Here is a 25,995-nt window from a genome sequence, read left to right as displayed (position 1 = left end):
CTATTTTGGGATGTGTCCTGTTTTGGAAATGGTTATGCGATAGGACCCGGATTGTTCAAGACTATCAAAAAGGCGACCAGGGCACACTAGCTTTCACCACGAAATCTTTGATGAGCGGGGTCTTGCTCAGGTTTTAAGAATGAAATAACGTGTCTTACTCAATGGTCTTTGATGTGAAGTTTTTATGGTTGTGCCTGTCGGATGGCAGGCAGACACGTAACCTCACAAAAACACAGAACCACAAAAATTTTTTATATGATCTTTTAAGGGCTCAAAAAGCACTAAGAATTTACTCACTAAACCACAAAGGCTCCAGTATCACCGTCAACGCACTAACACCTCTAACGCCCGGCTCAACGCACCAACCTCTCTAAGTCACCAACGCTAAAACAAGACCCGAACATTCCCCAAACCACAAAAGTCTAATATCCCGGTCTGCGTACCCCTGACCTATAGCATGTGTATATGGATCGTGTAAGCGTCGACCGTGAAGTTAAACTTTTGTGCCCTTGGAGAATGTTCGGGTCTTGTTTTAGCGTTGGTGACTTAGAGAGGTTAGTGCGTTGAGCCGTGCATTCGGGCTGTTTGAGCGTTGACGGTGATACTAGGGCCTTTGTGGTTTTGTGAGTGAATTTTTGAGATTTCGTGACCTTAAATTCTAAAAAAATTTTGTGGTTCCGTGTTTTTGTGAGGTTACGTGTCTACCTGCCATCCGACAGGCACAACGCCAGAACATCAATATCAGAACAGATGTTACATGCACGTCTTTACAGAGACCATCAAAAGTTTTTCATGGGAGCGCACGAAGGCGAATAAGGTACACAAAGGACTTTTTTATAAGGTTAGTATATACAAATTTTTTTGTGTTCCTTGTTTGCCTTTGTGCGCTTTGTGGTGAGTATTTGTGGTCATTTATGCCCTTTGTGTTGAGCGAAAATGTAAAAACTACGAATCCACCGGACACACAATTCACTATCATGTACTGCCCGCTCCCCCTATTCCGCCTTATTCTCTTCCCTCTCGATGCAAAAAGATTTATTCGATACATTGCGATATTACTTGACACAAAAGGTGATATTGGCCCTTGAGATTATCCTTTTCACACAAGCTTCAGTCAGAGAGCGATATACGCTCGATACAATCACTGGAAGACAACGGTTTTAGCTGCTGCGAGATATTTTTTGCCGACAGGGAATCGCTGGACGAGCAGACGCTGAACATGATAGACGAGGTCTCTGCGACCACAAACCTGCTACTGACAGCCCACCTGCCTTATAAAAACATCAACATCGCCAGTGTCTATCCATATGTATGGGAGAGCAGCACTGACATACTTTGCAAGATAATAGATGATGTCTCCGATTATGTGGAGATAGTGACGGTCCATACGGGCTATGCGTCGCCTTCGATAAGCGGGAGCATGGATAGGGCTGTAGAGAACAACATTCTGGCGCTCGCTAAGATGTGTGACTGCGCATCGCAGTACGACCTTATGGTAGGCGTGGAGAATGCCATGAACGAAAGGTTCCTGGTCGGAAAAACGTTCAGCGAGATGGAAAGGCTTTTCAACGGCGTTGACCGGGGCAACCTCGGGCTGACACTTGACATCGGGCACGCACACCTTACCGGGAACATCGAAGATTACCTGGATAAGAAAGAGTACATCATCGAGATACATGCCCACGATAATTTCGGATATTCCGATGAGCATCTTCCCATAGGGGAGGGTAAGATCAACTGGGCTTCCATTTATGAACTGGTGAAAGACCTTGATTGCCCGTGGGTCATAGAGAATAAGTGTATGGATGATGCTCTGAAGAGTATAAAATACGTACAGGGCCTGTCATCCGAATCAGGCACCTATTTTCGACTGAACCAGCTTATCAGGGCCATACGCTCGGCAAATAGCCCGCGCGCGCTTCTTTCGGTCAACAATGATATGATAGACCTCTCGGAGAACGCCTTAAAGCTGGGCGGAACGGGCAGCATTGTGAACTATATCGTGTCTTCCTGCCGGGACGCCATGGCCTGCAGGGTATCCGAGCTGGTACTGGAGGACCTGGAAAAGACAACGGGACAGCCGAAGCATAAGTTCGCGCTTATAGCTACGGGAAGCTTTGGAAGGGCGGAGATGTCCGTAGAGTCAGACCAGGATACGGTCCTTGTGCTGGACGATAAAGCGGATGAAAAAGACCGCGAGTATTTACGGATATTTTCGGAAAACCTGGTTAACGGGCTGGCCTCCGCCGGCTTCGATAAGTGCAAGGGCAACATGATGGCCAGCAACCCGAAATGGCGAGGCACGACCTCCGAGCTGATATCTCACCTGGACAGCAACTATGAGCGCTCTGTCATAATGGACTCAAGGTATATCTTCGGGGACCGCCCGCTTGCGAACCGTTTCCTCAAGACGCTTCATTATAAGCTTCATACCGACCCGTGGTATGCCATAGAGCTCGCGATATCCGCCATAAACGCAGAGGTCGGGCTTGAGGGAGATTCCCTTAAAATAGAGTTTTTCGCGGATGCGGAAGACGCGTTCAACATCAAGAAATACGGCTTCAGGATATTCAGCGCATCCGTTAAAGCGCTCTCTGCAAAATACGGGATAACAAAGACGAACATCGCTGACAGGCTCTGGAAACTTCAGGATCTTGAGGTCATCGATAAAGAGGCCTTTAAAAGATACATGTTCGCATACGACCAGATGGCAAGGGTCATGATGATTGGCTACGTCCATAATATTAAGCGCGGCGTCGTAAGCAATGAGTTCGTCCAGCCTTACCTGCTGTCGAAAAAAGACCGGGAAGGGCTGAAGGAAGCGCTCAGGATTGTAAAAGAGCTACAAGGAGTATGCAGCAGCCAGTTCGCGATAGCAAAGAGCATGCTATGATAATTTAATGGGTGTTTTATGCATGCCGCTGACCATTATGCAGTGAATGTCCTCCATGATCAATAATTACGGGATATTTTAATTATTCGATAAGCGAAGCCGGTAAACTTACTCAATTAAAATCGCGCGTTTCACCCTTCCTTATCGCATTGACATTCTCAAAGTTCTCGACGAACCAGTTTACATCCTTAGTATGCACTGGGATGATAACATCCGGGTCTATAGTGTCGATAATACGCGTAAGGTCATCCTTGGAAGCGTGGCCGGATGCATGATAACCCTTTGTAAAGTCTATGCTTTGACCATCTCCGTTCGCTGTCATTTCAAAGCCATATGCTTTTAGATGGAAATAGTCCAGCCATTTATTAAGCCTCTTAAAGTCAAGAGCCATCTCTTCCGTGAACGCTTCGCATGAAGAGTAGATATAGGAGCCTTCTTTTGGCTTTATATCCAGTAAATGCTTTAGGTCAAAATAAGAGAAACAAAGAATATACCTGCCGGGATCTTTTGATATGCTATCATGGCTGACATAATCGTCCTTACATCTATCCGATACTACCTCAGTCTCCCATTTATTTCTCGTCTTATCTTTTAGCTCATCGTATATTCTTAATCCCTTTAATCTCTCATTGCCGTCAGCGCATTGTATGGCATGGAGCATGTAAGCGTCTTTAGCCGTGATGACCGGCTCTCTGCCGGTCTTTTTCGCGATACTAATGAACATTTCAAGCCTTTCTAAGTTTCGAGGTGAAAAATCCGCAATGACAAGCCCTCTGGAATTTTCGACAGCAGAACGACAGTTCCTGTTAACGTCATCTTCGGTGACATTCTGGTCGTTATCTCTCCCTGCCCTTGTGCCTTCAATAATAAGTATGGATGAGCTTTTTGCCTCCTTTATGAAATCTCCGGTCTGGCCCCCGTTTTTCCCATGTAATCTTATATCCCCTGTGTATGCGACAGACGTCTCCCCCTGCAAAACATATGCTGTGGATCCATATATCGAATGGTCCACTTCAAACGCTTTAACATCAAAGCACATACACGTTCCGTCGAGGCATTTAATATCGCCGGACTTGAGCTTTTTTGAGTTTTTCCCATCCTGTCCGGGCTTTTTGGACATGAAGTCTTCCATATTTCCCGATAATTCACAAGTGCAGAAAAATTTTCTACCGATGTATTCTCTGCCTTCCGGTTTTAAAAGCAGTCCGCCATCGTCCTTCTTTTTAGGCGACATATAGGCTATTTCCGAGGCTATACGGGACTGTCCGGTATCCCTTTGCGCCTTCAGTATCGCAATGCTCGTATTCGACGCCACTATCGGTATTGTTTCTTTTAACATGCCTATACAACCGCAATGGTCAAGATGGGCGTGGCTCAAAAGGACCGCCTCTACGTTCAAAGAAGGATATGCCGGCATAAGGCGGCCGACATCAGTTGTGATAAGGTCATCACGATAAATATTTAGTTTCGGTATCAGATCAAGATATAAATGGTCGTGTATTCCCCTGCTATCCCTTTCTGTGAGAAATTCCTCAAAGAATGCATTATGAAGCTCAAAATTCATGCCGAAGTCCAGAAAGACGCCTTTCCCCTTTTCTTCGACAAATATCTTATTCCCGCCTATTGTCTCAGCACCGTCATATATCGTAATTGATACCATGGAAAAGTTCTCCACCGAGTGATGATTGGAGCATTATCTTATTCATGCCAATCATATGTACTATAAGTGCTTATTATGTGGGCGCCGAATAATAAATCTAATTAAGAAATATTCTGCGAGTAAAGTATTACTATTTTTATCAGTAACAGGGTAAAGATAACCATTTTATATGGGGCTATCCAGGGAAATTTTTTCCTGTCACAAAATAAATATATCTTATTTTAAATATACATTATCAGGTAGTGGTAAAATATGCAGAGATGGAGATGCAATGTTTGCGGCTATGAGGCCGAGGCCGATAATGCCCCGGATTCCTGCCCGTCGTGCGGCTCGCTGGAGAATGAGTTCTACGTTAAGGGAAACCATCCAAAAGATAAGCTCGACGGAAACGCCGAGCTCCTGATCATTAACGGCTCAAAGCACAGGGGCCACAATACGGCATATTTCGCCTCGCTTGCAGAGGAAGTAGCAAAAGAAAAAGGCGTAACGTATAAGATCATACATCTGGCCGATTATAACATCGACCACTGCTGGTGCTGTTACAGCATGAAAGAGGATATGTGCAGGATCCCGTGCAGGAACGCCTACGATGACATGCATAAACTTCATGACGTCATAATGAACGCAAAAGCTGTCCTTGTCTTCTGCCCGATAAACTGGAATGGGATGACATCCCGGATGAAGGTGTTCTTGGACCGGCTCACCTGCATAGAGAACATGTACCTCATCAATAAGAGCACACCGCTTGCCGGGCGTACTGTGGGTATAGTCATAAACGGCCACGAGGACGGAGCGTATAAGACGGCGTTCGACATATTCATGGTATTCCAGAACCTGGGTTACGCACTCGCCCCATACGGCATAGCATACTCCACGCACGGGAGGCAATATACGTCCGAGAGCGATATCGAGTTTTTCAAGACCGACGATCTCATGAGGACCTATGTAAGAAACGTGGCGCACAACGTGATCGAGCATTCGAGGCTGGAGATCAGTAAAAAGATGAAAATCCTTCCGAGCTGTGAATGACCCGAATATCTATCTTTAAGTCCTTCACAAAGGGTACACAAAGGTCCACAATTTTTTTTAAGAATATGCTTATCTTCTAAAAAAGTCCTTTGTGTACCCTTATGTTCCTTTGTGAGCTTTGTGGTGAGAAATGAATATGGCATAAAAAGAGATGCAGTGGACATGCCATAACGAAATAAAATAATCTACCTGTTTATCCAGACTAAATCTTACAATATGAAAAAAGATGGTAAGCTTTTCTCGCTTACCCAAGCATTATCTTTTTGAACTCTTCGAAGCCGATCCTCTCTATAAAAGCCCCCATACGCTCGCCTTTGTCCGCATGCGTGCGATAGTAGTTGATGATCTTTTCCGCCATATCCCGTGACTGTTCGATGGTAAGGCCGTCTACCAGCTCGGTGCCGATGCGCGGGGTCCTGCCTGCATCCCCTCCGACGATCACCTTGAACCCTTTTCCCGTACCAATGAAGCCAAGGTCCTTAAGCCATGATTCCCCGCAACTGTTCGGGCATCCGGATACGCCGATCTTAAATTTCGCCGGGGTGGAAAGCCCATGATATGCGTTATCCAGGGCCAGCCCAAGGTTAACGCTGTCCTGAAGACCGCGCTTACAAAAAGTCGTTCCCGGGCACACTTTGATGCTTCGGACACACATGCCCACCGCTGCTCCCGGTTCGAGGCCGAGGTCTTTCCATACGTTATCGAGATCTTCTTCCTTTAATCCGACGATCGCTATCCTCTGGGCTCCAGTGATCTTGATGGCCGCTGCCTTGTATTTGTCGGATATGTCCGCGATCTTTCTTAAAGTATCGGAGCTGCATATTCCACCCGGAATATGCGGCGCAACGGCATAGGTCTCTTTATCCCTCTGCAGTATTGCTCCTTTTTCCAGTATGTCTTTCTTCATGCTAACTCTCCAGGTCCTAAAATAAGCTACGATAGTGCTATAAATAATTATATAAAAATAATATTATTTATTAATTATGTTTTAAGTAATAAAAGTTAAAAATAGTCGGTACTTTTTGGGTATCATATCATGGCAAAAGTTAAAAATAGGTCATTTTGTGCCATGTAGTGTTTGCTGGCTTATGATCTCCCCATTCTTTATCTCATAAATGTATGTACGGTTCGTGTTCACGCAGTGGTTGACAGCTATCGTGGATTCCTTATCAGTCTTTCCTGGTCCTGTAGTATATGTCTGTTCCATCTTATCACCGTTTATATTTATTAGCGTTGAAGCAGACTATGATAAGAAATACAGGATATTTAACTTAATTATAATTTTTTTATGATTTTTATCTGTTTTACCATGTTATTTACGTCAAGTCAATCGATATCCTGGTTAATATACAGATAGCTACCGAATAAGCAGACCTGACGCGGAAAAATATTGGGATGGGGAAAAACAGGTTATATGACCGGCCTCTCGAAGCCCGGTCAATCGAGGATCGTTGTATCGATCCGGATATTTACTGCACAGATCTGTTCCATACTGTTATCTATCGGGAAGAATCCTAACCTGGCGGTTCCGTCAAAAGATAGCTCCCTGAGGTCACTTTTCAGCATCGGGAAAGCAAGCATCAGGCCTTCATCTCCCGAAGTCTTTATCGCCACGGATAAAAATATGCACTCCTCGTCAGCGACGCTGGCGTTCGCCTGGCTAAAGACGACCTGTATCTCCCCTTTCGAGCTCATGGAAAATATTTTTTCCGCATCTTCGGTGCTGACATGTACAAGGATGATCCCATCCCCTATGGATATGCCTTCATGCTCTATCCTGACAGGTGTCCTGCTCCAGTCGTGCACCTGGCATAACGCCTGTATCTCGAACATGACCTGCTCAAAAGCAAGGCCGTTCTCTCTTGAAGAATTAAAGATATATTCTTCGACGACGCCGCGGAGGTCATCACGCTCCGCCATCCTTAGAAGGCCGTGCACGAACTCAAGGTCCTGACGGTTCATATCTCTAAAATAGATCTTCTCTATGGAGTCATATATCGCTGTCGTGATCAGGGCTTCCTTATCCACGTCGATCGTAAGGCTATCCGGCAGCGAAAAAATGCCGCATGATCCGATCCTGCTGTCGATCTTATGTTTATTGATATAGCTTTTTATATCGCCGGCAGTCTGCCGGGGTTTAAGTCCCGGGAACAGCCTGCATATGAGCGGCTTCACTTCATGGATGGTGCATCCCGGGCCGTCTGAATAGAAATGGCATTTATCCTCTATGATCTTCAGGTAAAGCCTCGGGCTCTTGTTTTCGGCCGTTATGGTCCTTATGACCCCGTACTTTTCCATGAACTTATCTACAGGGAGGCCGAAGTGATCTGCGATCCTGTAGATATCCGCTGTATTCAGGAGCACAAGCCTCTGCGCACAGCAACTGCCGCATTTTGAACATGTGAACGTTTCGTTTTCCATGATATGACCAATAAGTTTTTTTGATATTTTGGATTGCACTGATTAACTCTTTTATACTTAAAAAATTAATTGTTATTTCAGAACCTTTAAATAATATCAAGTGTTACTAATCTATGCGATTGTAATAATAAACCAGATGGCTTTGATCGGCAGGGGCGCTAAAATCACTGGCCGGTCTGCTACCCTCCTCATTTTGTCGCGGCACCCGCGATAACCGGGTGCGCTTCTTTATTATATTACCCTAAATCCTGATCTCCGGCTGTATCGTGGTCTTTTCCCGGCCATCCTTCTTTATTGATCGTACTACTGCTGCGGCACCCATGGCCGATATGACGGCCGATAATATATACGGCAGGATCATATTGATGTCATATATAAAACCGCCTACGGGGGGACCTATGATCCTCCCGAGGCTGTTATATGATCCCAGGACGCCCATTATTGCCCCCTGTCTGTTCTGGTCAGTCCTTCCGGATATTATCGAGTTAAGGCAGGGCATGACGAGACCGCTGCCTATGCTGAACAAACTTGAATAGGCGAGCAGGGATATCAGTCCGAAAGTCGTCACCGTCATCACCAGGCTTATAGTAGATATGATAAACCCTATCATGACCGTTTTTTCCTCGCCCAGCCTGTCAATAGCCTTATTGACAAGAAAACCCTGGCAGATCACTCCGAATATCCCCATGACAGTGCATATTATGGCCATTACCGCCGGTCCTGAAACATTAACACCTTGATCAGGACCATTCATCAAAGGAATATATGAAACATCATCGGATAGGTTGAACCTGTCCATGGAAAAATACGCGATCGTGCCCTGGAAGCATGCCATCACAAGGCTTATTGTCAGCGTCAGTATGAAAAATATGCCTACAGCTGTCTTTAACGGAGAAACTAAAGATATTTTTTTGTTCATGTTTTCTGATGACATCTTTTTCCCGGATTCAGGCAGTATCGCGTAGCTTATGGCCATGGTCAGGATCGCCAGGCCTCCCGCGGCAAAAAACGGCGCGGATAAGCCCCATACAGAAATGACCCCGGATATCGCAGGCCCGAATATCATTCCTAAACCGGACGCTGCCCCCATCCATCCCATTGCCTTGCCGCGATCCTTCGGGCCGGTCACATCCGCGATAATGGCCAGAGATGACGGGTATATCCCTGCCGACATCATACCACCGAATATTCTCGCCGCTAATAACATCCATAACGAATCGGACACTCCGAATATTACGAACGACACGCCAAAACCCAGCAGGCCTAACGCAAGGACTGGCTTTCTGCCTATCCTGTCCGATAACTTGCCCCATGAAGGGGCGAACAGGAACTGCATGAGCGAATATGATGCCATGAGCAGGCCGAGATCAAACGCGGTGGCTCCCAGGTTCTTTGAATAATATGGCATTACGGGTATAATGATCCCAAAGCCTAAAGTAAAAATGAACATAGAGAACAAAAGTACTAATAGCTGCTGTTTTTTGACTTCCATAGAATCATTTCCGTAATCGGCGATAACCGTTAAATTGACAAAGTCTTAAGCTATTACTATTTATAATTTATTATTAAAAACGTGGGAGTTATTTCTTATGAATAAAGGCTCTATTATTGTTTTAGATTAAAAGTCCACTGAACCTGCTTTTTTCCGGGTTAATTTTAATTTTGGATACTGCTCAGTGTCCTGTATATATCACGAAAACATGATGTGGTCCCGGACTAAGTACCCTATCACTTAAAGGCTTGAATCAGCATCTTCAGAAAATATAAAAGATAAGATTTTTTTTATCTTTAACGATAATAAAACGAATGGGATTATTTATTCTCTGCCAGGGCGTTTTCAAGCTCCAGGACATCGAAGCCGATTAGCTTTTTGTCGCCTATCAGGATAAGCGGTGTAACCCTTACTTTGTGAGTTTTTATCATCTCGTTCAGCGCATCACGGTCTTTGGTCACGTCGTAGTCCACGAACTCGATGCCTTTATTCTTAAGGTATTCCTTTACCTCATTACAGGCGGGGCAAGTCGGTTGAGAGTAAATTTTTATGGTCGCCATAAATTTTCCTCGATAAGTTATGGGATTTAATACTATACTATTTTTTCGAAGCGTTCTTCCCGGTAAGTTTCAGGGCGAGCTTTGACCTTTCTAGCGCAAGCCCGAGCTGCAGCCCTATCGAGCCAAGGTTTTCCAGGCTCATCCTGCTGTAATGTTTTTCCTCCCTGCTTCCCATGTTCAGGAGCCCGATTATCTTATCTCCGCTCTTTATGGGTAAAATAAGGAGCGTTCTTACATTGTTCTCCTTGATCGCCGGGTCCAAAGAGTCATATTCTTTTGACGCTCTGGTGATATATACAAGTTCATGCTCCTCAAAAGCTTTGCTGAAAAGGTCTTTGAACATGCCCGATATGCACATGTTCTTTAGGTTTTCGGGAAGGTTCCTGTGGGCTCTTAACATCAGCTCCTCGTCATCTTCCCGGATATAGATACAGCCCATGTCGAACCCCAGAGTTTCCATGGTCGATGCTATTGCTTTTTCTAGCATCATGTCCTCATCCTTTGATGTGTTCAGTATTCCCGATATACTGTTCATTGCCACCAGGGTCCTGACATACTCTGATCTTTCACGTTCCAGCCTCTGCATTTTAAGGCCGCTGGCAAGCTCGTCCGCTATCATCTCGACGTTTTCCAGATCCACCGAACTTATCGGGTCTTTCGTTATCAGTAATATTGCCCCCGAGCCTTTTTCATCGTCTATGATCGGTATTGCGAATAAGCCTGTGAACGGCGACTCTGATATCTGCCTCATAGACTCGTATGCGATGTCTCCTGGCTTTGCCGACAGCGTTTCCATTGAGCCTATGCACTTATCCAGGAATGAAAGTAAAAATTCGGGCTGCTTAAAGAGATGCTCAGGAATGTCAAAAGTCTGATAAGCCGGGTATATCGACCCTTCTTCTTTTAGGAATACTGCAGCGTGAATATATGGTAATAATTTTTCACTGACACCTTTCATAGTATCCCGGAGCAATTGTTTTTCATCGCCTGCGGATCCGGCTGTCCTGATTATATACAGGAGGGCCTCAAGCTGTCTCTTCGTTCTTTTTATCGCGGAAAGCTCCTCGCCTATGGCGGTTGTGCCTAATATATTCCCCGAAGCATCCTGTATCGTCGAGAGATTTATCCGGTAAGGCCTGTATATGCCATGTTTCTCCATCAGGTCAAGCTCCACTGATACGATGCTACCGGGAACTATCGATGAAAGCGCACTATCCAGCCTGATCGCCATGGACGGAGGTATCAATGATCTTAAGTTATTCGCTTCGGGAAAAATATTCTTGAACATGTCATTATATGATACGATATCCATAGACCTGTTCATGGAGAATATTATCATGTCAGGCCGGTCTATGGACTCCCGTAGTTCTGTCTCCTTATATTTAAGCATGTGGAGCTCAGATATTTTTGAGGCCATTTCGCCGATGTCCATGGATACGCCTGCTTTTCGCTCCTGTTTGACCTCAAGGACTTTGTCCGGGGCGCCGGCAAGCATCCAGAGCTTATTTCTCCCGATGAACTTGAACTCGAGAACTCCCCTGGCATAAAGCGTCTCGAGGTATTTGAGCACCGTTGCCCTGCTCTTGTTAATGCCCATCGTGATCTTATCGAGCATACACTCTTCGGGCGGATGGGACTCAATATATGAGACGATCAGCTTTTCAGTATCAGATAGTTCCTCCATGCTCTTCCTGCCTGTTTATACTATATAGTATAATTTTGATATGTTTATTTATCTGTCCCGGATATTTAATATTATCCCTTAATGTCTTCTTTTTCGGTTTGGCGGTTACTTATCATAAGCATTAGAAAGCTATATATACACAAAGTTATACTATACAGTATAGTTATACTAATTAGTATAATCTTATAATGCTCGAACCAAACCTGGGCCAGCCGGCTAAAGGTTTCTTTGCGAGCTACGGAGGATCAAATAATGAACTACGAAATAGCTGCAAAAGAACTTAAAGAGCTTTTAGGGCTTGAGGGGAGCCCTGTAGCTGTTAAGCTAGCAAAGACATCCGGGGATATTCCTGCAGGCATTTCAAAGATGCCGGAAAAGACAAGGCACTGTCAGTTCGTACAGAACGCGCGGCTAAAAGGCGACACAGGATATGCCACCCCGGAAGAGCACGCATGTAAAGGCGGTGCAGGTGTAATGGGACTGGAGGCTCTTCCCGAGACAGTGGCGAATGGGAGCATGTATCATAAGCTCGGCAATTACAGGACCCCTGAAGCCGCTCTGGAGACGGTGAGAGCTATTCCCCGGGAAGGCGAAAAATATTATGCGTCAGTCTACGCTCCGCTTGAAAAGGCAAATTTTGAGCCGGATAGTATCGTCATTATCGCGACGCCAATACAGGCTCTAAGGCTAAGCCAGGCCTATCTCCATGATAAAGGCGGGAGAATGTCCTGCGATTACTCGGGCATACAATCGCTATGCGCTGATGCTGTGGTTGCGGTAAAAGAGCGGGGAGTGCCCAATATGACTCTCGGGTGTAACGGCTCAAGAAAGAACTCCGGTATAAAGGATGATGAGGTCATCTTCGGTATCCCTGCGAAGAACCTGCCGGTGATCATCGAGGCGCTAAAGACTTTCAAGACAAAGTGGGTATGAACATGGCTAAAAAAGTGAAAGCGCCGGGGATATACGCCCCGGGCTCCATCATACTTACGGAGAACATCATCAAGAACATGGATGACCCGGATGAGGGCCTTATCATGGAGTTAAGCCCGGGCGGCGAAACAGGCATGGATAAGGTCGCCGCGAAGTATGGCTACTCTTTAGAGATAAGCACATCAGATAATATGGTCACATCCCGCATGATGCCTCTGAATAAGAAAACGGAAGAGATCGACGTTTCGGGCGAGACCTGTCCCGGCCCTGCTATCATCGTCGGCGAAATGTTATCCGGGATGCCTTCCGGCGACAGGCTGATGGTAAAAACATTAAGTTCCGACACACTGGACGATATTGCCATGGTCGCCAGGTCCATGGGCTCCAAAATAGTCGAAAAAGGAGTTATCGGGGACAGGAACTATGTCATCATTGAAAAGGCAGAAAAGATACAGGCAGATGGCGCTGCGGCCTTAAATAAGGACAGTGTACTCATAGTCCAGAGTAACGGCATAGGCAACGCCGAGCGCGCATATGCTACTTTCATATTCTCAAAGGTAGCCCTGAGCATGGGAAAGAAAGTTATAATATTCACGCTGATGGACGGCGTCAGCCTTGTCAAAAAAGGAAATGCAGCCATCGTAAAACACCCTGATTTCGAGAGGCTGGATAAGCTGATGGGCGATGTCGTGAAGGCAGGCGCTACGATCTACGCGTGTGAGCTCAGCGCAAAATTCCGGGGGATCAAGCCATCGGATCTTGCCGAAGGAGTAAAAATGGCCGGTGCTGCCACGTATCTTGAGCTCCTGAGCGATCCGGGCAACGTTATAGTGAACTTCTAGGTGGTATGAATGGACATGATATATCAGGTAATAGCGCTGGCAATAATGTTAAGCGCCGCTGTCACGGGCTTCATTACGTTTCGAATGTCCGGGATGAAGCTGGCGATACACTTTGGCGCGTTAATGCTGGCTCTTGTGGTAACTCTCGCGGCTTTAGCCACGGGGATTCAAACACTGGTCTATGGGGCTGCTATCATACAGGTAATGGCCGCGCTGACCGCATATACGCAGCTATGGGCGACATTGAAGTACAACTTCCAGACATCGCCCTCTTATGCTCCGCATATCGCTCTTGTGACGATGCTCCCTGTATTCGCAATAGCTACGCTAGTGTAAAACGATAACATATGATTTTTTTGTTCTTTTTACATCTAAATTTAAATTCAATTTTTTTTCATTAATCTGTGATATTTATTACAGAAGCACAAATGCTTTATACTGCTAAAGTAGAGTCAAATTTATATCAATAGCAGGGTTTATAACCTTCTACTTCATATATTCATAAATCTGATTATATTGACTTAGGCTTACTGGCTATCAAATAAATGAATGCGGGACAGGAATATGGCAGGCGAAAAAATACTTGTGGTAGAAGATGAGTCCATAATTGCGTTAAACCTCAAAAATATGCTGATCGGCCTGGGGTATAATAGCGCAGGCATAGTATCTTCAGGCGAATCTGCCATAAAGAAAGCTACCGAGACAAAACCTGACCTTGTTTTAATGGATATTTTCCTTAACGGAAAAATGGACGGCGTCGAGGCCGCTGAAAATATCTATAAGAACCTTGACATCCCCGTCGTATATCTTACGGCATATGCGGATGAAAAGACATTACAGCGTGCAAAGGCCACGGTCCCTTATGGTTATCTGTTAAAACCATTCGAAGAGAACGAGCTGTATATCACTATCGAGATCGCTTTATACAAACATAAAATGGAACTGAAGCTAAAGGAAAGCGAGGAGAAGTACCGTACGCTGGCCGAAGCTTCTACTGACGGAATTTTCTTAAAGTCTTTCGAAGGCGATATTCTTGATTGCAACATCATGGCATGCAAGATGCTTGGCTACACCAAGGAAGAGCTTACAAAATTCAACATGTCGGATATAATCGCTCCCGAGTCCGCAAAAAAATATCCTGTTTTAATATCCGATAATAAGGGATTGGGAAACACCTTTGTGGAATCCCTCGTGAAAAAGAAGAACGGCCTGGTATTTCCGGTAGAGGTAAATACCCAGATCGTTAACATAAACGGAAAACAGATGGCAATATCGTACTTCAGGGACATCACCGAAAGAAAGTGGATGGAAGAACGGCTAAAGGAGACCATGGCGAGGCACGCGGCGATCGTGGAGGCCTTTGACGGCCTTATCTACATATGTTCCCAGAACAACGATATAGAGTTCATGAACCAGCGACTGACAGAAAGGATCGGGTATAACGCCACCGGTGAAAAATGTTATCGCGTCATATTTAACCAGGAAACGATATGTCCGTGGTGTAGAGCAAACCAGCTGTCAAAAGATGTGTCGATAAATGGCGAATTCAAAGATCCCAGGGACGGTCGCGATTACCGTGTCATCAGTAAGCGCATTGATAATCCGGATGGCACCATGTCCACACTCGTGATGCTGCATGAAATTACCGGGTTATAAACTCCTGAACATGTGCTACCGATAATCATTTCTTCTATAGTTTTAATCGATCTTCAGCTATACCTTTAAACGAAAAGTATTTCTTTGACAGGCGTAAAAGCAAATATCGATGCCGGCAAAAAGAAAGTCCTCACCAGAGGTAAAAGACCAGTTCAGCTCTCCTTTTAAGACAGCCGATATTTTGCTCAGGGAGGATACCGGAAAGTCAGAAAATAAGAAGCGGTTCGAAAGATGGATGGACATAATGGTAAAGGAAAGGAAGATCGACCCGCTATGGAAAGACGACACTGACGCAATTAAGACCGTGAACTGGATCAAGGACAGGAACGCAAAATCTCCCGTGCCGGAAAAAAAGAAAAGATCAAAATAAGTTGAAATCGATAAAACCCCAGATATGTTTTTTCTTCAGGCGGCACCATTAAGAACAAGGAGGTGTTTGCCTGCAATTGACATCAACCGGGGGCAAGATCAAGACCAGCGGCCTTTCGCATATCGCTATCCGGGTAAATGACCTGGACCGGTCGATCAAGTTCTACACTGAGCTTTTTAACATCGGGCTGACCAGAAAAGGCGAGGACATGGCTTTCTTGAATACTCCGGGCACGCCGGATAGCTTCGCATTTTTCCGGTCCGACCAAAAGATAAGCCATGCCTGCGACCTTCATCATTTCGGGTTTTTTGTGAGCGAAGAGGACTTTAAAAAAGCTCTGGACTATATAGATAAAAACTCGATAAATATACTCGAGGGTCCCGGTGCCTGGTCAGACGGCACAAAATACGTATATATCGAAGACCCTGATGGCTACCGTGTGCAGATATCGACCGGATAGGCTATCATTTTTCAATAATTTTTTCCAGCTCTTCCTCATCATCGATCCATCTTATAGTGGATATGGCAAAAAGGATTATTCCAAGTGCAGCGATGACTGCCGCTAACTGGTACCCCATGAGCCATCCGATAATGCCTGAACTTGACAGGATCAGCGTTACTACCTGGACTCTTCTCTGTTTCACCATATCCTTCAATATGGCTTTTATGTCTTTCATCGATCCCGTCTCTTATCAAATGAAAATATATAAATCCTGCTCTACATTGTTATTAGATATCATGCCGATATATGATAGCATTTGACGATCGGGAATAAATTTTGAATATCGTTCTTAAGGTGGTATTAATGGTCAAGCCGATAAATAAACTTGAGGAGGAATTAAGGGAGATGGCTCTCGATAGTGGCGCTACCGCTTTTGTGCCGCTGGAGCCATGGAAGATAGTCACAGCGCACTGGGTAAGGCTGAAGTGCCAGTTCGGCTGTAAAAACTACGGGACAAGGCTTTCATGCCCGCCATATAGCCCATCTCCGGAAGAGACGAGAAAAGTCCTTGACGAATATAGTAAAGCCTATATCGTACGGTATGACGGGTTTTTAGATTTTGATACGTATCCTCCGAAAGATATTGACCGGGCAATGACCGAATTAAGCCTTCATGTTTGCGATACCATATTCAGGATGGAGCGACACGCTTTCCTTTCAGGGTATTATAAGGCTTTTTCCTATGGTGCCCACAGGTGCAGGAGATGTGACGTTTGCGTGATCAACGAAGGCTCAAGGACCTGCAGGTTCCCTAAAGAGACGAGACCGTCACTGGAGTCCGCAGGCATTGACGTATTCAAGACCGCGGAGAATGCGGGGCTGATGACTAAAGTGGTCGAGGATAAGAACATCGATCAAAAAGAAAAGCTGCCGACGTTCACGTTGCTATTGGTCGAATGAACCGGATAGAAGGCATCCATGCCAAAAAAATTAAAATTCAAGCTTCATTCCGGCTGACAGCGGCTCGGCGTCTATTCCTGCTTCAGAAGCCCTTAATAAAACTTCACGGCCGCTGCAATGTCCCGGTATTATCTTTTTTATTCCTGCCTGCTTTAACGCAGCGATCGATCTTTCCATTCTTTCCTCACTTACATTGGCCATGTGAAGCCCGCCTGCTACAAGGACCGGATACTTCCCGAATTTATTTTTTACATGCTCGATCGTGTTAACGATGCCCGCATGACAGCATCCGCATAACAGGATCAGGTCATCTCCGGCATCAATGACGATCGACTGGTCGTCCCTTACCGGATCGGCTATCAGCGAACCATTTTGATCTACCATAAGATCTGGATGCGGCAATTCATATGATGTGACCCTTTTTACTTCCCCTGTGGTAAATACGCCTCCGCCAAGCTCTATGCTATCGGATGCCTGCACCAGCTCACAATGCTCCTTTAGCTCGCTCTGGCCGAATGGGATGCCTATTTCCTTGAACTTTCCTTCCTTCCGCGCGTATTTACTCTCAAAAGCAGCCGGATGTACGACGATCCTGACCTTTCCTGCTCTGCCGGCGGCCTCGCGAAGGCCTCCGGTATGGTCATAATGGCCATGGCTTAATACGATCGCGTCCAATCCATCAAGATCTATGCCTGCGACTTTAAGGTTATGCGATAAGACTTCCTCTGTCTGTCCCGTATCTAATAATACTCTTACTCCGTTCGACTCGATATAGAATGACAGGCCGTGCTCGCCCCAGTAGCCGCTGCCGAACGATACTGTGTTATCTATCAGGCATGTTATCTTGATTTTTGCAGACATGTTCTTACCTTTATGATCGATCCCATATTAACGATGCTGTCTAAAGTCAGTCTATTTTACGATATATTGTCCGGCGGCGAGATAAAGAATAATATCAGATCTTGAACGCACCTTCTCTTTCGAGGATGTTATTCACGATGCCGGGCAGCTTTTCGCCCGGTATGCTGACTATCATCTCATTGTCTTCCAGCTTCATAAAATCTCTCGCCCCTACGTCCGCCACACAGTACGTGACATCGCCCGAGAGATATGGCTGGGCTACCGCGACCGAGCATGTGGCCGGCCCTGTCCTGCCCGATACATATCCGCCCGTGTCATACGTCACCGCTTCCATGATCTTCATCGCCTGTGCCGGGTCACAAACTATGAGCACGACGTCTACATCCCAGCCTGCCTTATCCAGCGGCGCGCATATCGTGGCGACAGCGACGCCCCGGGGGATCTTTGCGGTATCCTCATCAGTCCGGACCGCCGCCCTTGGTGTCCTGTAGAGGTTTATTGTTCTGGAGAGAAATGTACCGTTCCTCTGATCGGGCGAGGGCTTTGCAAGTCCCATATAAAATGTTCCGCCTCCGCAGGTGTTTTCCTTTTCCGTGGCACAGACTATCTCCCCTTCCATTGCCTTGACCCACATTTCACAAAATCTCATAGGCTCTTTTAGCACTGGTATCCTGACCTCCAGGTCCGGCAATAGCGATATGGCTACAGGGGGCTTCTTTAATGCGAACCTGCTCCTTAATACTTCAGACATCCAGGGATATTCGTATTTCATATTATCACTGTATTATATTTATGATTTTTAACTATATCACATCTTTTAAAAAATAGTAAGGATGGCATCAATTATGGGCGATATAAACGTAGCAATGTAATTATAAAATAATAATTACATTATTTTAACAAATATTATATGTAATAGTCCGGACTTAATAATCCATATTATGAGGGATTTTGTGGAAGATCTGGATACAATCTTAAAATACCATTCCGGGCCTATGCTTATCTTCGATAAGGGATTAAAGATACTGCATATTAACCGCGAATTTCTCGAGCTTTTAGACATCACCGAAGACGAATTCATTGACCGCATAGCGGAAGGGTCATCGATCCCGCTTCTGGGAAATCCCTTCATAATGTCCTTTCTCAAGGACTCTCTTTCGGGTAAGGAGATCACACACGAGCTATCTTTTAGGAAAGATCAAAAAGAGCATCGATATAATGCCATATTAATACCTGTATCCTTCTATGACGGAGACCGCGGCGTAAGCCTCATACTTGAGAGCATATGTGAAAGCAACACTCTAGCTTCATCTGCCTCGGTCCCGGCAGCAGGTCCTCATATTTGACGCCGAACTCTCGAAGAAGTGCGTATACGGGACGAACGGTATTTTCCACATATGACCCGACATCATAATCGGGAAGCTTTTTGACGAGACTGCGCGGTACCGCCTGGTTCTTTCCCGTTATTATATATTCTATTTTACCCCCGACGCGCACGTCCATGCCATTGTCCGCAAGCGTCTCGGCCGCCACGCAATGGTGGGTTGCGGCATTATACTCTTCGGGCCGGCGGGAAAGTTTTTTGATTATTACCAGGTCATCGGCTGTCACCCTTCCGTCAATTATGCGCGATACCTGGCCGCGTACATAAGACGCTGCCGCCGGGATGACATCCCTGAACTCCTTTTCATCGCGCGCCGAAGCGAGCATTTCAAGCACCTTTTCCTGGACTTCCTTAGTGATCCGCGAACGGTCCTGCCGTCTCACTTCGAGTCCCCTGACAAGCACCTCACCGTCAACGCTGGCAAAATATTTCTTTTTCAGCCCTTTTTTACCGCCGGGCCTTTCCGGAAGGAAAAGCACCCATCTGCATATATGCTCCAGCTTGAGCTCCATGCCGAACTCTTCGCTCACCATGTCGCAGAATGCCCGGTATTCCTCCTTGCATGACCCGCGTCGCTGTATGAATAACGAGTCCGTGTCGGCGTATACGACATTAAAGCCCGCCTCTTCCGCCATATCCCTCGCCCTTAAAAGGTACCACCTGCCGAACGCGGGCACTGCCCGGTTCCCATCCACGGTCCTGAAATTGTTCAGGTGGAACTGCATATACCCGTAAGGGCTTACCAGCTGCATCTTAAGGGACTTGTAGAGCACATCCAGTATCCTGTATTCCTCGCTATCGCTGTCAATCGTCCTCATCTTCTCTTTTACCCTGTCGCGCTCTTCGAGCACTTTGCCAAATACCTGCGGATATATGCCATGGCGCTTTTTGCATATGTGGAAACCCAGGAACGGCACTTTCTCGCCATGCTCCATGCATTCCTCATGCCTGCAGTTGATGGTCTCAGGGCTGATATTATGCTTGACAAATATCCGGGGGAAAAGCGATGAAAAATCCACGATCGCCACATCCTCGTGTATGCCCGCCTCGGGTGTGATCACGAGCCCTCCGTTCTCTTTCAGGTCCTCGACCAGTGGCGTTTTGAAGCCTTCAGGATATTCCGCCTCATCCGGTATGATCGTAGAGCCTATGAGCGCATAGTTGACCATTGAAGCGTTCATCATGCCGTGTTTCTCCCGGCAGACGCTGTCAAGAGGCATCATGCATCTTTCACACCATGACAGGAACATCGGAAGCCTCTCTTTTGCGAGGCGATATATCTTCTCGGCTTCCGCGCACGGGACATTATCGCCAAACTCCGCCTCGTATACGGCGTCCAGGCTCAGGTCCGTCCTTTTGAGATCTGCATCGGTACGGGCGTCTTTCCACAGGTCCATGATCACCCGCCCCGGCGCCCTGACCTGTCTCGCCCGCCAGTGCTTTACCTCGCTTTTGGTATATGTCCCCTCATGCAGGATCGTGCCCGAGCCCAGCCGCCCGAGCATGAGCCTCATATTGTTGGCCCTGGCGCGCAGCCCTAACATCGGCAGCTTTTCGTTGTCGGCGTCAAAGAACGCCAGCAGGTCCGGATCAGCTTCATCGACAGCTTCCTGGAATTCCCGAAGCATGCAGGGCTCATCTCTTTCTATGTATCTTTCGATGCCGTCGCCGTATATCGACACGGATACCAGCCTGCGCCTTCGTGAGGGTCCGGGCGTGAATACAGGGCTCACCGCCATTATCTTTAACGGTTCGCGAACAGACCCATCCCGTTCTATGGATGTAATGATGCCGTCAGTCACATTGACATTTACGCCTGAATGCGGTGGTATGTCTCTCAGGTAATGCCACTGGAGGTCTGCCCTGATATTCGCCTCCGCGAAGCTTATCCTCGACGGCGTACGCATCATGATCTCCCTCATCGTCTCATCCGCCCTGCGCTCATCGATCATGAACGCCCTTATCACCGGCGTCTTTACCTCAGAGTATATTGACGCGTACATGGGCCTGATCTCTGTCCTGCAGATATTCTCATGCTGGGCCACCGCCTGCTCTACCAGGGCGGCATTCTTTTCAGTGATCACCGAGAAGGACGGCCTGAACTCTCTGTCCTCGACGCATCTGACGCCGTCCCCGGACCTGATCCAGAGCATATACGCTCCTGACTTATCGTCCGATGACGGCCTGTACCATAGATCGACCAGCGTTCCCGAAATGAGCATGTAGTACCTCCCTGTGTGAATTTTTGTCGTGGGAGTAGATAAGTTAAAAGAATAAGCGCCATGAAAATATTAGAAAAGTTTAGCCGTAAGTCTTTATAATTCCTGTTCTTACAATAGCTTCTTCCATGCACTAAGGCAACCAAGGACACGGTTTTTTTTCACCACGAAGGGCTCTAAGGGCTCGATGGTCCACTATTTTTCACCACGAAGGGCTCTAAGGGCTCGATGGTACGCAAATTTTTTTAAGTAAATGATAACCTTCTAAAAAAGTCCTTTGTGTACCCTTGTGCCCCTTTGTGCGCTTTGTGGTGAGAGCTAGTGGTCCTTTTTCGCCTTCGTGCGCTTTGTGGTGAAAAATAGTGAACCCTTGAGCCCTTCGTGCGCTTTGTGGTGAAAAAACCGTGTACTTTGTTGCCTTAGTGATAAGAAAACAAAGATCATGAAACATCCAAATGATCCGGCAGAATGACCCGTCCCGGATATCATATAAACATTGGCCCATCAGCCCTTTCTATGTATGCAAAGTATGTTTTCTATATACACAAAGATTATTTATCTACCAACATTTAACCCTACATATAATGAACGAACTCGAACTCGAAGCCCTGGTATCGGCTGGAGAGAGGAATAATATTGAGTTCAAGGAATTTCTCAGCGAGAAGACGCATTTGAACTCAAGGAGGATGGAAAACCTCGCGTGCCAGATGAAACACCGGCTTCTTGCGGGTAACGGGACTGCAGTGTACGTTATCGGGGTCACGGATTCAGGTGACATGAAGGGCATCAGCAGGGGCGAGTTCGAAGAGACCGTGTTCATATTGAACAATATCGCAATGGAGATAGATTCGAAGGTGACAGGCGTAGATGAATACCCGGCCAATGGTGGGCTTATCGGGATCGTATCGGTAACTAGCGATACGAGGTCCGGAGAACATATTTTGATCGGGACGGCGGGGCATGTCGATCACGGTAAAAGCACTCTGGTCGGTGCGCTGGTTACGGGAAATAAGGATGACGGCGCGGGCAAGACCCGGATATATCTCGACGTTTTGCCTCATGAGATAGCACGCGGTCTTTCCGCAGACCTCTCTTATGCCGTATACGGTATCAAGGGCAACGATATCATCCACATAAAAAACCCTCTCAACAAGCGTGAGAGCGCCAGCGTCGTGGCAGAATCAGATAAGATCATCTCTTTTGTGGATACGGTGGGGCACGAGCCATGGCTGCGTACCACGATAAGGGGTATAGTGGGGCAGAAACTGGACTACGGTCTCGTGGCCGTTGCTGCGGATGACGGTGTTACACATATAACGCGCGAACATCTCGGGATACTGATCGCCATGGAGTTGCCTGTGATCATCGCGTTGACCAAGATAGACCTGGCGACCCAGGAGCAAATAAAGCGGACAGAGGCCTCTATACATAATTCGCTAAAGCTGGTCGGAAAACTGCCGTACCGGCTAAAGTCCGCAGATGACGTGGACACGATAATTAAAAAGATCCCTGACGGGATCGTCGTACCTATCCTGCACACATCCTCTGTCACAAGGGAGGGATACGACATCCTTGAAAAGCTTATCTTCAGCCTTCCCAAGCGTAATACTCATTGTAAAGAACCATTTGAGATGTACATAGACCGCATCTACCAGGTCGAGAGCGTCGGTGTTGTCGTTAGCGGTACGATCAAGCAGGGCGCTGTGGAATCTAACGAGCAGCTATTCCTCGGCCCGATGACTGACGGCTCGTTCGTCAGGGTAAGGGTACAATCCATCGAGATGCATCATTACCGCGTCAACAATGCGAAGGCCGGGGACATCGTCGGCGTAGCCATAAAAGGCGTTAAAGCTTCGGATGTCCAGAGAGGCATGATCCTGTCTAAAAAGGAGCCTGAAGCGATTAGGGAATTCGACGCCGAGATAATGATACTGAACCATCCCACCCGTATAGGGCTGGGATATGAGCCCGTCGTCCACCTTGAGACGATCTCAGAGGCAATTGAGGTCGTGGGCCTTGAATCGGAGTATATGATGGCCGGCCAGAGCGGTAAGGCGCGGCTCAGGTTCAAGTTCAGGCCATATGTGGTAGAGCCCGGACAAAAGTTCATTTTCCGCGAAGGAAAAAGCAAAGGTGTCGGAAGGGTACTGTCCCTGGTGACCGATAAGGTACACTGATACCGGATACCGGCAACTTTCCGGAGATGTTTTTATTTCAGGTTCTTCTGTTTATAATATAATGTAAGTCCGATGAAGAGTCTGGAAAGAGATACTTTTATGATGATACTTATTCAAAATGTCATATTTCGATTATTCTATAAGGGATAAAGGATAAAGTATATAATTATGAGCAATTATATTATAATTTATATATATGAAACCAATTAAAAATAATGTTATTTGTCAAAATACTTTATTATTATTTGCATTTATACTAATATTTATTAGTGTCATCTTTTTTATATCTGGGTATGACTTAATATTCATAACGTTGATCCTGGGGACATTTTCTACTATTATCTATATTATATATAATTTTTATAATATAGTATTTTTCCTGTCACTAACTATGCCTTATAAAAATCCGTCATCTACGGGCTCAACTCCGGAGATCGAAGATTTCCGCAAGATAGTGAATGTATTGAGCGTTAAAAATGACATTAAGGCGCCAAAACTGATCATTACCAAAAATGTTGTGCCCGATATTTACGTTGAGGGGTTTAACAAAGACAGGATGGTCATGGTCGCTACAACCGGAGTTTTTGACAAATTAAAAAATGATGAGATACTTTTCGAGATCAATAATGAGATATCAAGTATCGCCAGATCAGATTGTATTGATCGGAAAAAGAGATCTATTTTTGATCTGCTGGTCCAGATCAGGGATAATATCGTGCTGTCCTCTCTATTATTTAAAAAAGACTCTGGTGAAATATCTTTTATATCTAATAACGATATATGCATAAGAAAAGCAAATTATGGCGATATACTGGACATCTACCGGATGACAAAAAAATACATATATTTTCAAATTTTCCCTCTACACTATTTATTAAAACTATTCAACAACAGGATGTCTGATTTTTTTATCGCTGAAGAAAAAGGAGAATTCATAGGATTCCTTATCGGGTTAGTAAAGTTCGGCATCCACGGGCCCTATGGGTATATTAACCTGCTGATCACGGATGAAAACCATCGGCGAAAAGGGATTGCCAGGTATTTACTGATATCGACCATGGAGGGATTTAAAACCTATGGTTGCAAGGAATGTTATTTAGAAGTGAAATCCGACAATATAGGAGCAATATCGTTATATAAAAAGCTGGGTTTCGAGACAAAGGAAGTTCTTCCGAAGTATTATTCAGATGGCGGCGACGCTAATCTTATGATAAAGAATTTATGAGTGTCCGATATTTACTGAACATTGGGATTAATCATCTTATTAGTAAATAAATAAAATGCATAGAAAAATAGTCGGGACATGAGTATTGTCGGTCAGGACTTTTTAAGATAGTATATTTTAAAGGGATAGGGTCCGGGGTTTTATCTTGACGGTATCTCTGTCAGCCTCAGGTCGACCTCGTCTTTTCGCGCTCCTCTCTGCACTATCAGGGATAATCTGTCGCCTACGTTCTTTGACCGCACTTCCTTTTGCAATTCTTCCATGTCGGCCATTTCCTTATTTTCAGCCGTGATTATCATGTCTCCCGGTGAAAGGCCTGCTTCCTGAGCGGGGCTGTTCATGTATACTCTTGTTATTAAAACGCCCTTGTCCGAGGGAAGGTTATAGTAATTTGCGATCTGGTCGTTCACGCCTATGCCAAGTATGCCGATCCAGGGCCTTACGACGCGCCCGTACTTTATTATTTCATTCGCCACCTTGCCTGCGACACTTATCGGGATAGAAAATCCGATCCCCTGTGCATACGGTATCGTCGCCGAGTTAATGCCTATGACCTCTCCTTTGAGGTCGACCAGGGGACCTCCGCTGTTGCCGGGATTGATATGCGCGTCTGTCTGTATGAGATTTTCAAATATTCCCTGCTCTGCCTGAACGGTCCTGTTAAGGGCGCTGACGACGCCCACGGTCACTGTCGGCCCCCTCAGGACAAATCCGAACGGGTTTCCTATGGCTATTGCGATCTGCCCGATCCTGACCGGCTTTTCGCAAAACTTTACCTGCTGAAGCCCATCCTGCGGGACTTTTACTACCGCGATGTCGGATGTCGGGTCCGCTCCAAGAAGTTTTCCATGGAACCTTCTCCCGTCAAACGTCGTCACTTCTATCTGGTCCGCGGCAGCGATGATATGGTTATTTGTAAGTATGTATCCGTTCTTGCCGTCGATTATCGTGCCCGAGCCCATTCCCCTTAGCGGTACTACGTTCATATAATAGTCGTGGACGAGCTTTACCGTGTTTACGTTAACGACCGACGGGCTTACTTTCTCTATAGTGGATATGATCTCTTCTTCAAATACGGGCAGCATTCAAGACACCATATGATTTTTCGAGCCCAATCTATAATATATTTGGGGATTTTTTTAGCAATCTAATAATTTTTTGATAATCTCTTGACCAGAGATGTTTTA

24 protein-coding genes are annotated in these 25,995 nt (G+C 46.0%); 12 read left to right on the top strand and 12 right to left on the bottom strand.

What is annotated here, in order from left to right; translation table 11 throughout:
* Positions 1-1,084: 1,084 nt before the first annotated feature.
* On the top strand, positions 1,085-2,893 hold the full coding sequence (locus CUJ83_RS11515) for a DUF294 nucleotidyltransferase-like domain-containing protein (protein WP_230742465.1): 1,809 nt from the start codon (positions 1,085-1,087) through the stop codon (positions 2,891-2,893).
* A 112-nt stretch (positions 2,894-3,005) separates the two neighbouring features.
* On the opposite strand, the gene CUJ83_RS11510 is transcribed toward CUJ83_RS11515, so the two are convergent.
* Positions 3,006-4,553: an MBL fold metallo-hydrolase gene (locus tag CUJ83_RS11510; protein ID WP_230742464.1), complete on the bottom strand. Its 1,548-nt coding sequence runs from the start codon at positions 4,551-4,553 to the stop codon at positions 3,006-3,008.
* 252 nt (positions 4,554-4,805) lie between these two features.
* Between CUJ83_RS11510 and CUJ83_RS11505 the strand changes: the two genes are divergently transcribed.
* Complete coding sequence (locus CUJ83_RS11505) at positions 4,806-5,582, top strand: NAD(P)H-dependent oxidoreductase (RefSeq protein WP_230742463.1); 777 nt, start codon at positions 4,806-4,808, stop codon at positions 5,580-5,582.
* 244 nt (positions 5,583-5,826) lie between these two features.
* On the opposite strand, the gene CUJ83_RS11500 is transcribed toward CUJ83_RS11505, so the two are convergent.
* From CUJ83_RS11500 to CUJ83_RS11475, 6 genes are all read right to left on the bottom strand, one after another.
* Positions 5,827-6,489 carry a ferredoxin-like domain-containing protein gene (locus CUJ83_RS11500; RefSeq protein ID WP_230742462.1) on the bottom strand — a complete coding sequence of 221 codons (663 nt, stop codon included), beginning with the start codon at positions 6,487-6,489 and terminating at the stop codon, positions 5,827-5,829.
* A gap of 150 nt (positions 6,490-6,639) precedes the next feature.
* Positions 6,640-6,789 carry a hypothetical protein gene (locus tag CUJ83_RS11495; protein ID WP_230742461.1) on the bottom strand — a complete coding sequence of 50 codons (150 nt, stop codon included), beginning with the start codon at positions 6,787-6,789 and terminating at the stop codon, positions 6,640-6,642.
* Between the two features lie 230 nt (positions 6,790-7,019).
* Positions 7,020-8,003 (bottom strand): YkgJ family cysteine cluster protein, encoded by a 984-nt coding sequence (locus CUJ83_RS11490; RefSeq protein ID WP_230742460.1) that lies wholly within the window; start codon positions 8,001-8,003, stop codon positions 7,020-7,022.
* A gap of 241 nt (positions 8,004-8,244) precedes the next feature.
* Positions 8,245-9,495: an MFS transporter gene (locus tag CUJ83_RS11485; RefSeq protein WP_230742459.1), complete on the bottom strand. Its 1,251-nt coding sequence runs from the start codon at positions 9,493-9,495 to the stop codon at positions 8,245-8,247.
* A gap of 320 nt (positions 9,496-9,815) precedes the next feature.
* Complete coding sequence (locus CUJ83_RS11480) at positions 9,816-10,055, bottom strand: glutaredoxin family protein (protein ID WP_230742458.1); 240 nt, start codon at positions 10,053-10,055, stop codon at positions 9,816-9,818.
* Between the two features lie 37 nt (positions 10,056-10,092).
* Positions 10,093-11,739 (bottom strand): GAF domain-containing protein, encoded by a 1,647-nt coding sequence (locus tag CUJ83_RS11475; RefSeq protein ID WP_230742457.1) that lies wholly within the window; start codon positions 11,737-11,739, stop codon positions 10,093-10,095.
* 252 nt (positions 11,740-11,991) lie between these two features.
* Here CUJ83_RS11475 and CUJ83_RS11470 point away from each other — a divergent pair, with 252 nt between their 5' ends.
* From CUJ83_RS11470 to CUJ83_RS11445, 6 genes are all read left to right on the top strand, one after another.
* Complete coding sequence (locus CUJ83_RS11470; protein WP_230742456.1) at positions 11,992-12,672, top strand: DUF169 domain-containing protein; 681 nt, start codon at positions 11,992-11,994, stop codon at positions 12,670-12,672.
* A gap of 2 nt (positions 12,673-12,674) precedes the next feature.
* Positions 12,675-13,514, top strand: coding sequence for a DsrE family protein (locus CUJ83_RS11465; RefSeq protein ID WP_230742455.1), 840 nt, complete (start codon positions 12,675-12,677; stop codon positions 13,512-13,514).
* 9 nt (positions 13,515-13,523) lie between these two features.
* Positions 13,524-13,850: a DUF5400 family protein gene (locus CUJ83_RS11460; RefSeq protein ID WP_230742454.1), complete on the top strand. Its 327-nt coding sequence runs from the start codon at positions 13,524-13,526 to the stop codon at positions 13,848-13,850.
* A 228-nt stretch (positions 13,851-14,078) separates the two neighbouring features.
* Entirely contained in the window at positions 14,079-15,170 is a 1,092-nt protein-coding gene (locus CUJ83_RS11455) for a PAS domain S-box protein (protein ID WP_230742453.1), read from the top strand.
* 109 nt (positions 15,171-15,279) lie between these two features.
* The gene (locus CUJ83_RS11450; RefSeq protein ID WP_230742452.1) at positions 15,280-15,540 is read left to right on the top strand and encodes a hypothetical protein; all 261 of its coding nucleotides are present in this window, start codon (positions 15,280-15,282) and stop codon (positions 15,538-15,540) included.
* 76 nt (positions 15,541-15,616) lie between these two features.
* Positions 15,617-16,000: a VOC family protein gene (locus CUJ83_RS11445; RefSeq protein ID WP_230742451.1), complete on the top strand. Its 384-nt coding sequence runs from the start codon at positions 15,617-15,619 to the stop codon at positions 15,998-16,000.
* Between the two features lie 4 nt (positions 16,001-16,004).
* Here CUJ83_RS11445 and CUJ83_RS11440 read toward each other — a convergent pair whose 3' ends face one another.
* Positions 16,005-16,217: a hypothetical protein gene (locus CUJ83_RS11440; RefSeq protein WP_230742450.1), complete on the bottom strand. Its 213-nt coding sequence runs from the start codon at positions 16,215-16,217 to the stop codon at positions 16,005-16,007.
* A gap of 128 nt (positions 16,218-16,345) precedes the next feature.
* Here CUJ83_RS11440 and CUJ83_RS11435 point away from each other — a divergent pair, with 128 nt between their 5' ends.
* A complete protein-coding gene (locus CUJ83_RS11435) occupies positions 16,346-16,942 on the top strand; it encodes a DUF2284 domain-containing protein (RefSeq protein ID WP_230742449.1) in 597 nt (198 codons plus the stop codon).
* 30 nt (positions 16,943-16,972) lie between these two features.
* Here CUJ83_RS11435 and CUJ83_RS11430 read toward each other — a convergent pair whose 3' ends face one another.
* A complete protein-coding gene (locus CUJ83_RS11430; RefSeq protein WP_230742448.1) occupies positions 16,973-17,803 on the bottom strand; it encodes an MBL fold metallo-hydrolase in 831 nt (276 codons plus the stop codon).
* A 94-nt stretch (positions 17,804-17,897) separates the two neighbouring features.
* Positions 17,898-18,575, bottom strand: a complete 678-nt coding sequence (locus CUJ83_RS11425; RefSeq protein WP_230742447.1) for a DUF169 domain-containing protein — start codon at positions 18,573-18,575, stop codon at positions 17,898-17,900.
* 181 nt (positions 18,576-18,756) lie between these two features.
* On the opposite strand from CUJ83_RS11425, the gene CUJ83_RS11420 reads away from it, so the two are divergent.
* Positions 18,757-19,149, top strand: a complete 393-nt coding sequence (locus CUJ83_RS11420; protein WP_230742446.1) for a nitrogen regulation protein NR(II) — start codon at positions 18,757-18,759, stop codon at positions 19,147-19,149.
* On the opposite strand, the gene CUJ83_RS11415 is transcribed toward CUJ83_RS11420, so the two are convergent.
* Positions 19,073-21,409 carry a DNA polymerase domain-containing protein gene (locus CUJ83_RS11415; protein ID WP_230742445.1) on the bottom strand — a complete coding sequence of 779 codons (2,337 nt, stop codon included), beginning with the start codon at positions 21,407-21,409 and terminating at the stop codon, positions 19,073-19,075. The two genes, CUJ83_RS11420 and CUJ83_RS11415, sit on opposite strands and share 77 nt — an antisense overlap.
* Before the next feature lie 581 nt (positions 21,410-21,990).
* Here CUJ83_RS11415 and CUJ83_RS11410 point away from each other — a divergent pair.
* The gene (locus tag CUJ83_RS11410) at positions 21,991-23,583 is read left to right on the top strand and encodes a GTPBP1 family GTP-binding protein (protein ID WP_230742444.1); all 1,593 of its coding nucleotides are present in this window, start codon (positions 21,991-21,993) and stop codon (positions 23,581-23,583) included.
* Between the two features lie 391 nt (positions 23,584-23,974).
* The gene (locus CUJ83_RS11405) at positions 23,975-24,808 is read left to right on the top strand and encodes a GNAT family N-acetyltransferase (RefSeq protein ID WP_230742443.1); all 834 of its coding nucleotides are present in this window, start codon (positions 23,975-23,977) and stop codon (positions 24,806-24,808) included.
* A gap of 140 nt (positions 24,809-24,948) precedes the next feature.
* Here the strand turns inward: CUJ83_RS11405 and CUJ83_RS11400 are convergent, their stop codons facing one another.
* Positions 24,949-25,893 carry a S1C family serine protease gene (locus CUJ83_RS11400; protein WP_230742442.1) on the bottom strand — a complete coding sequence of 315 codons (945 nt, stop codon included), beginning with the start codon at positions 25,891-25,893 and terminating at the stop codon, positions 24,949-24,951.
* Positions 25,894-25,995: the final 102 nt, after the last annotated feature.

Source organism: Methanooceanicella nereidis, from assembly GCF_021023085.1.
Lineage (GTDB): Archaea > Halobacteriota > Methanocellia > Methanocellales > Methanocellaceae > Methanooceanicella > Methanooceanicella nereidis.
This window is presented reverse-complemented; position numbering and strand designations above follow the sequence as displayed.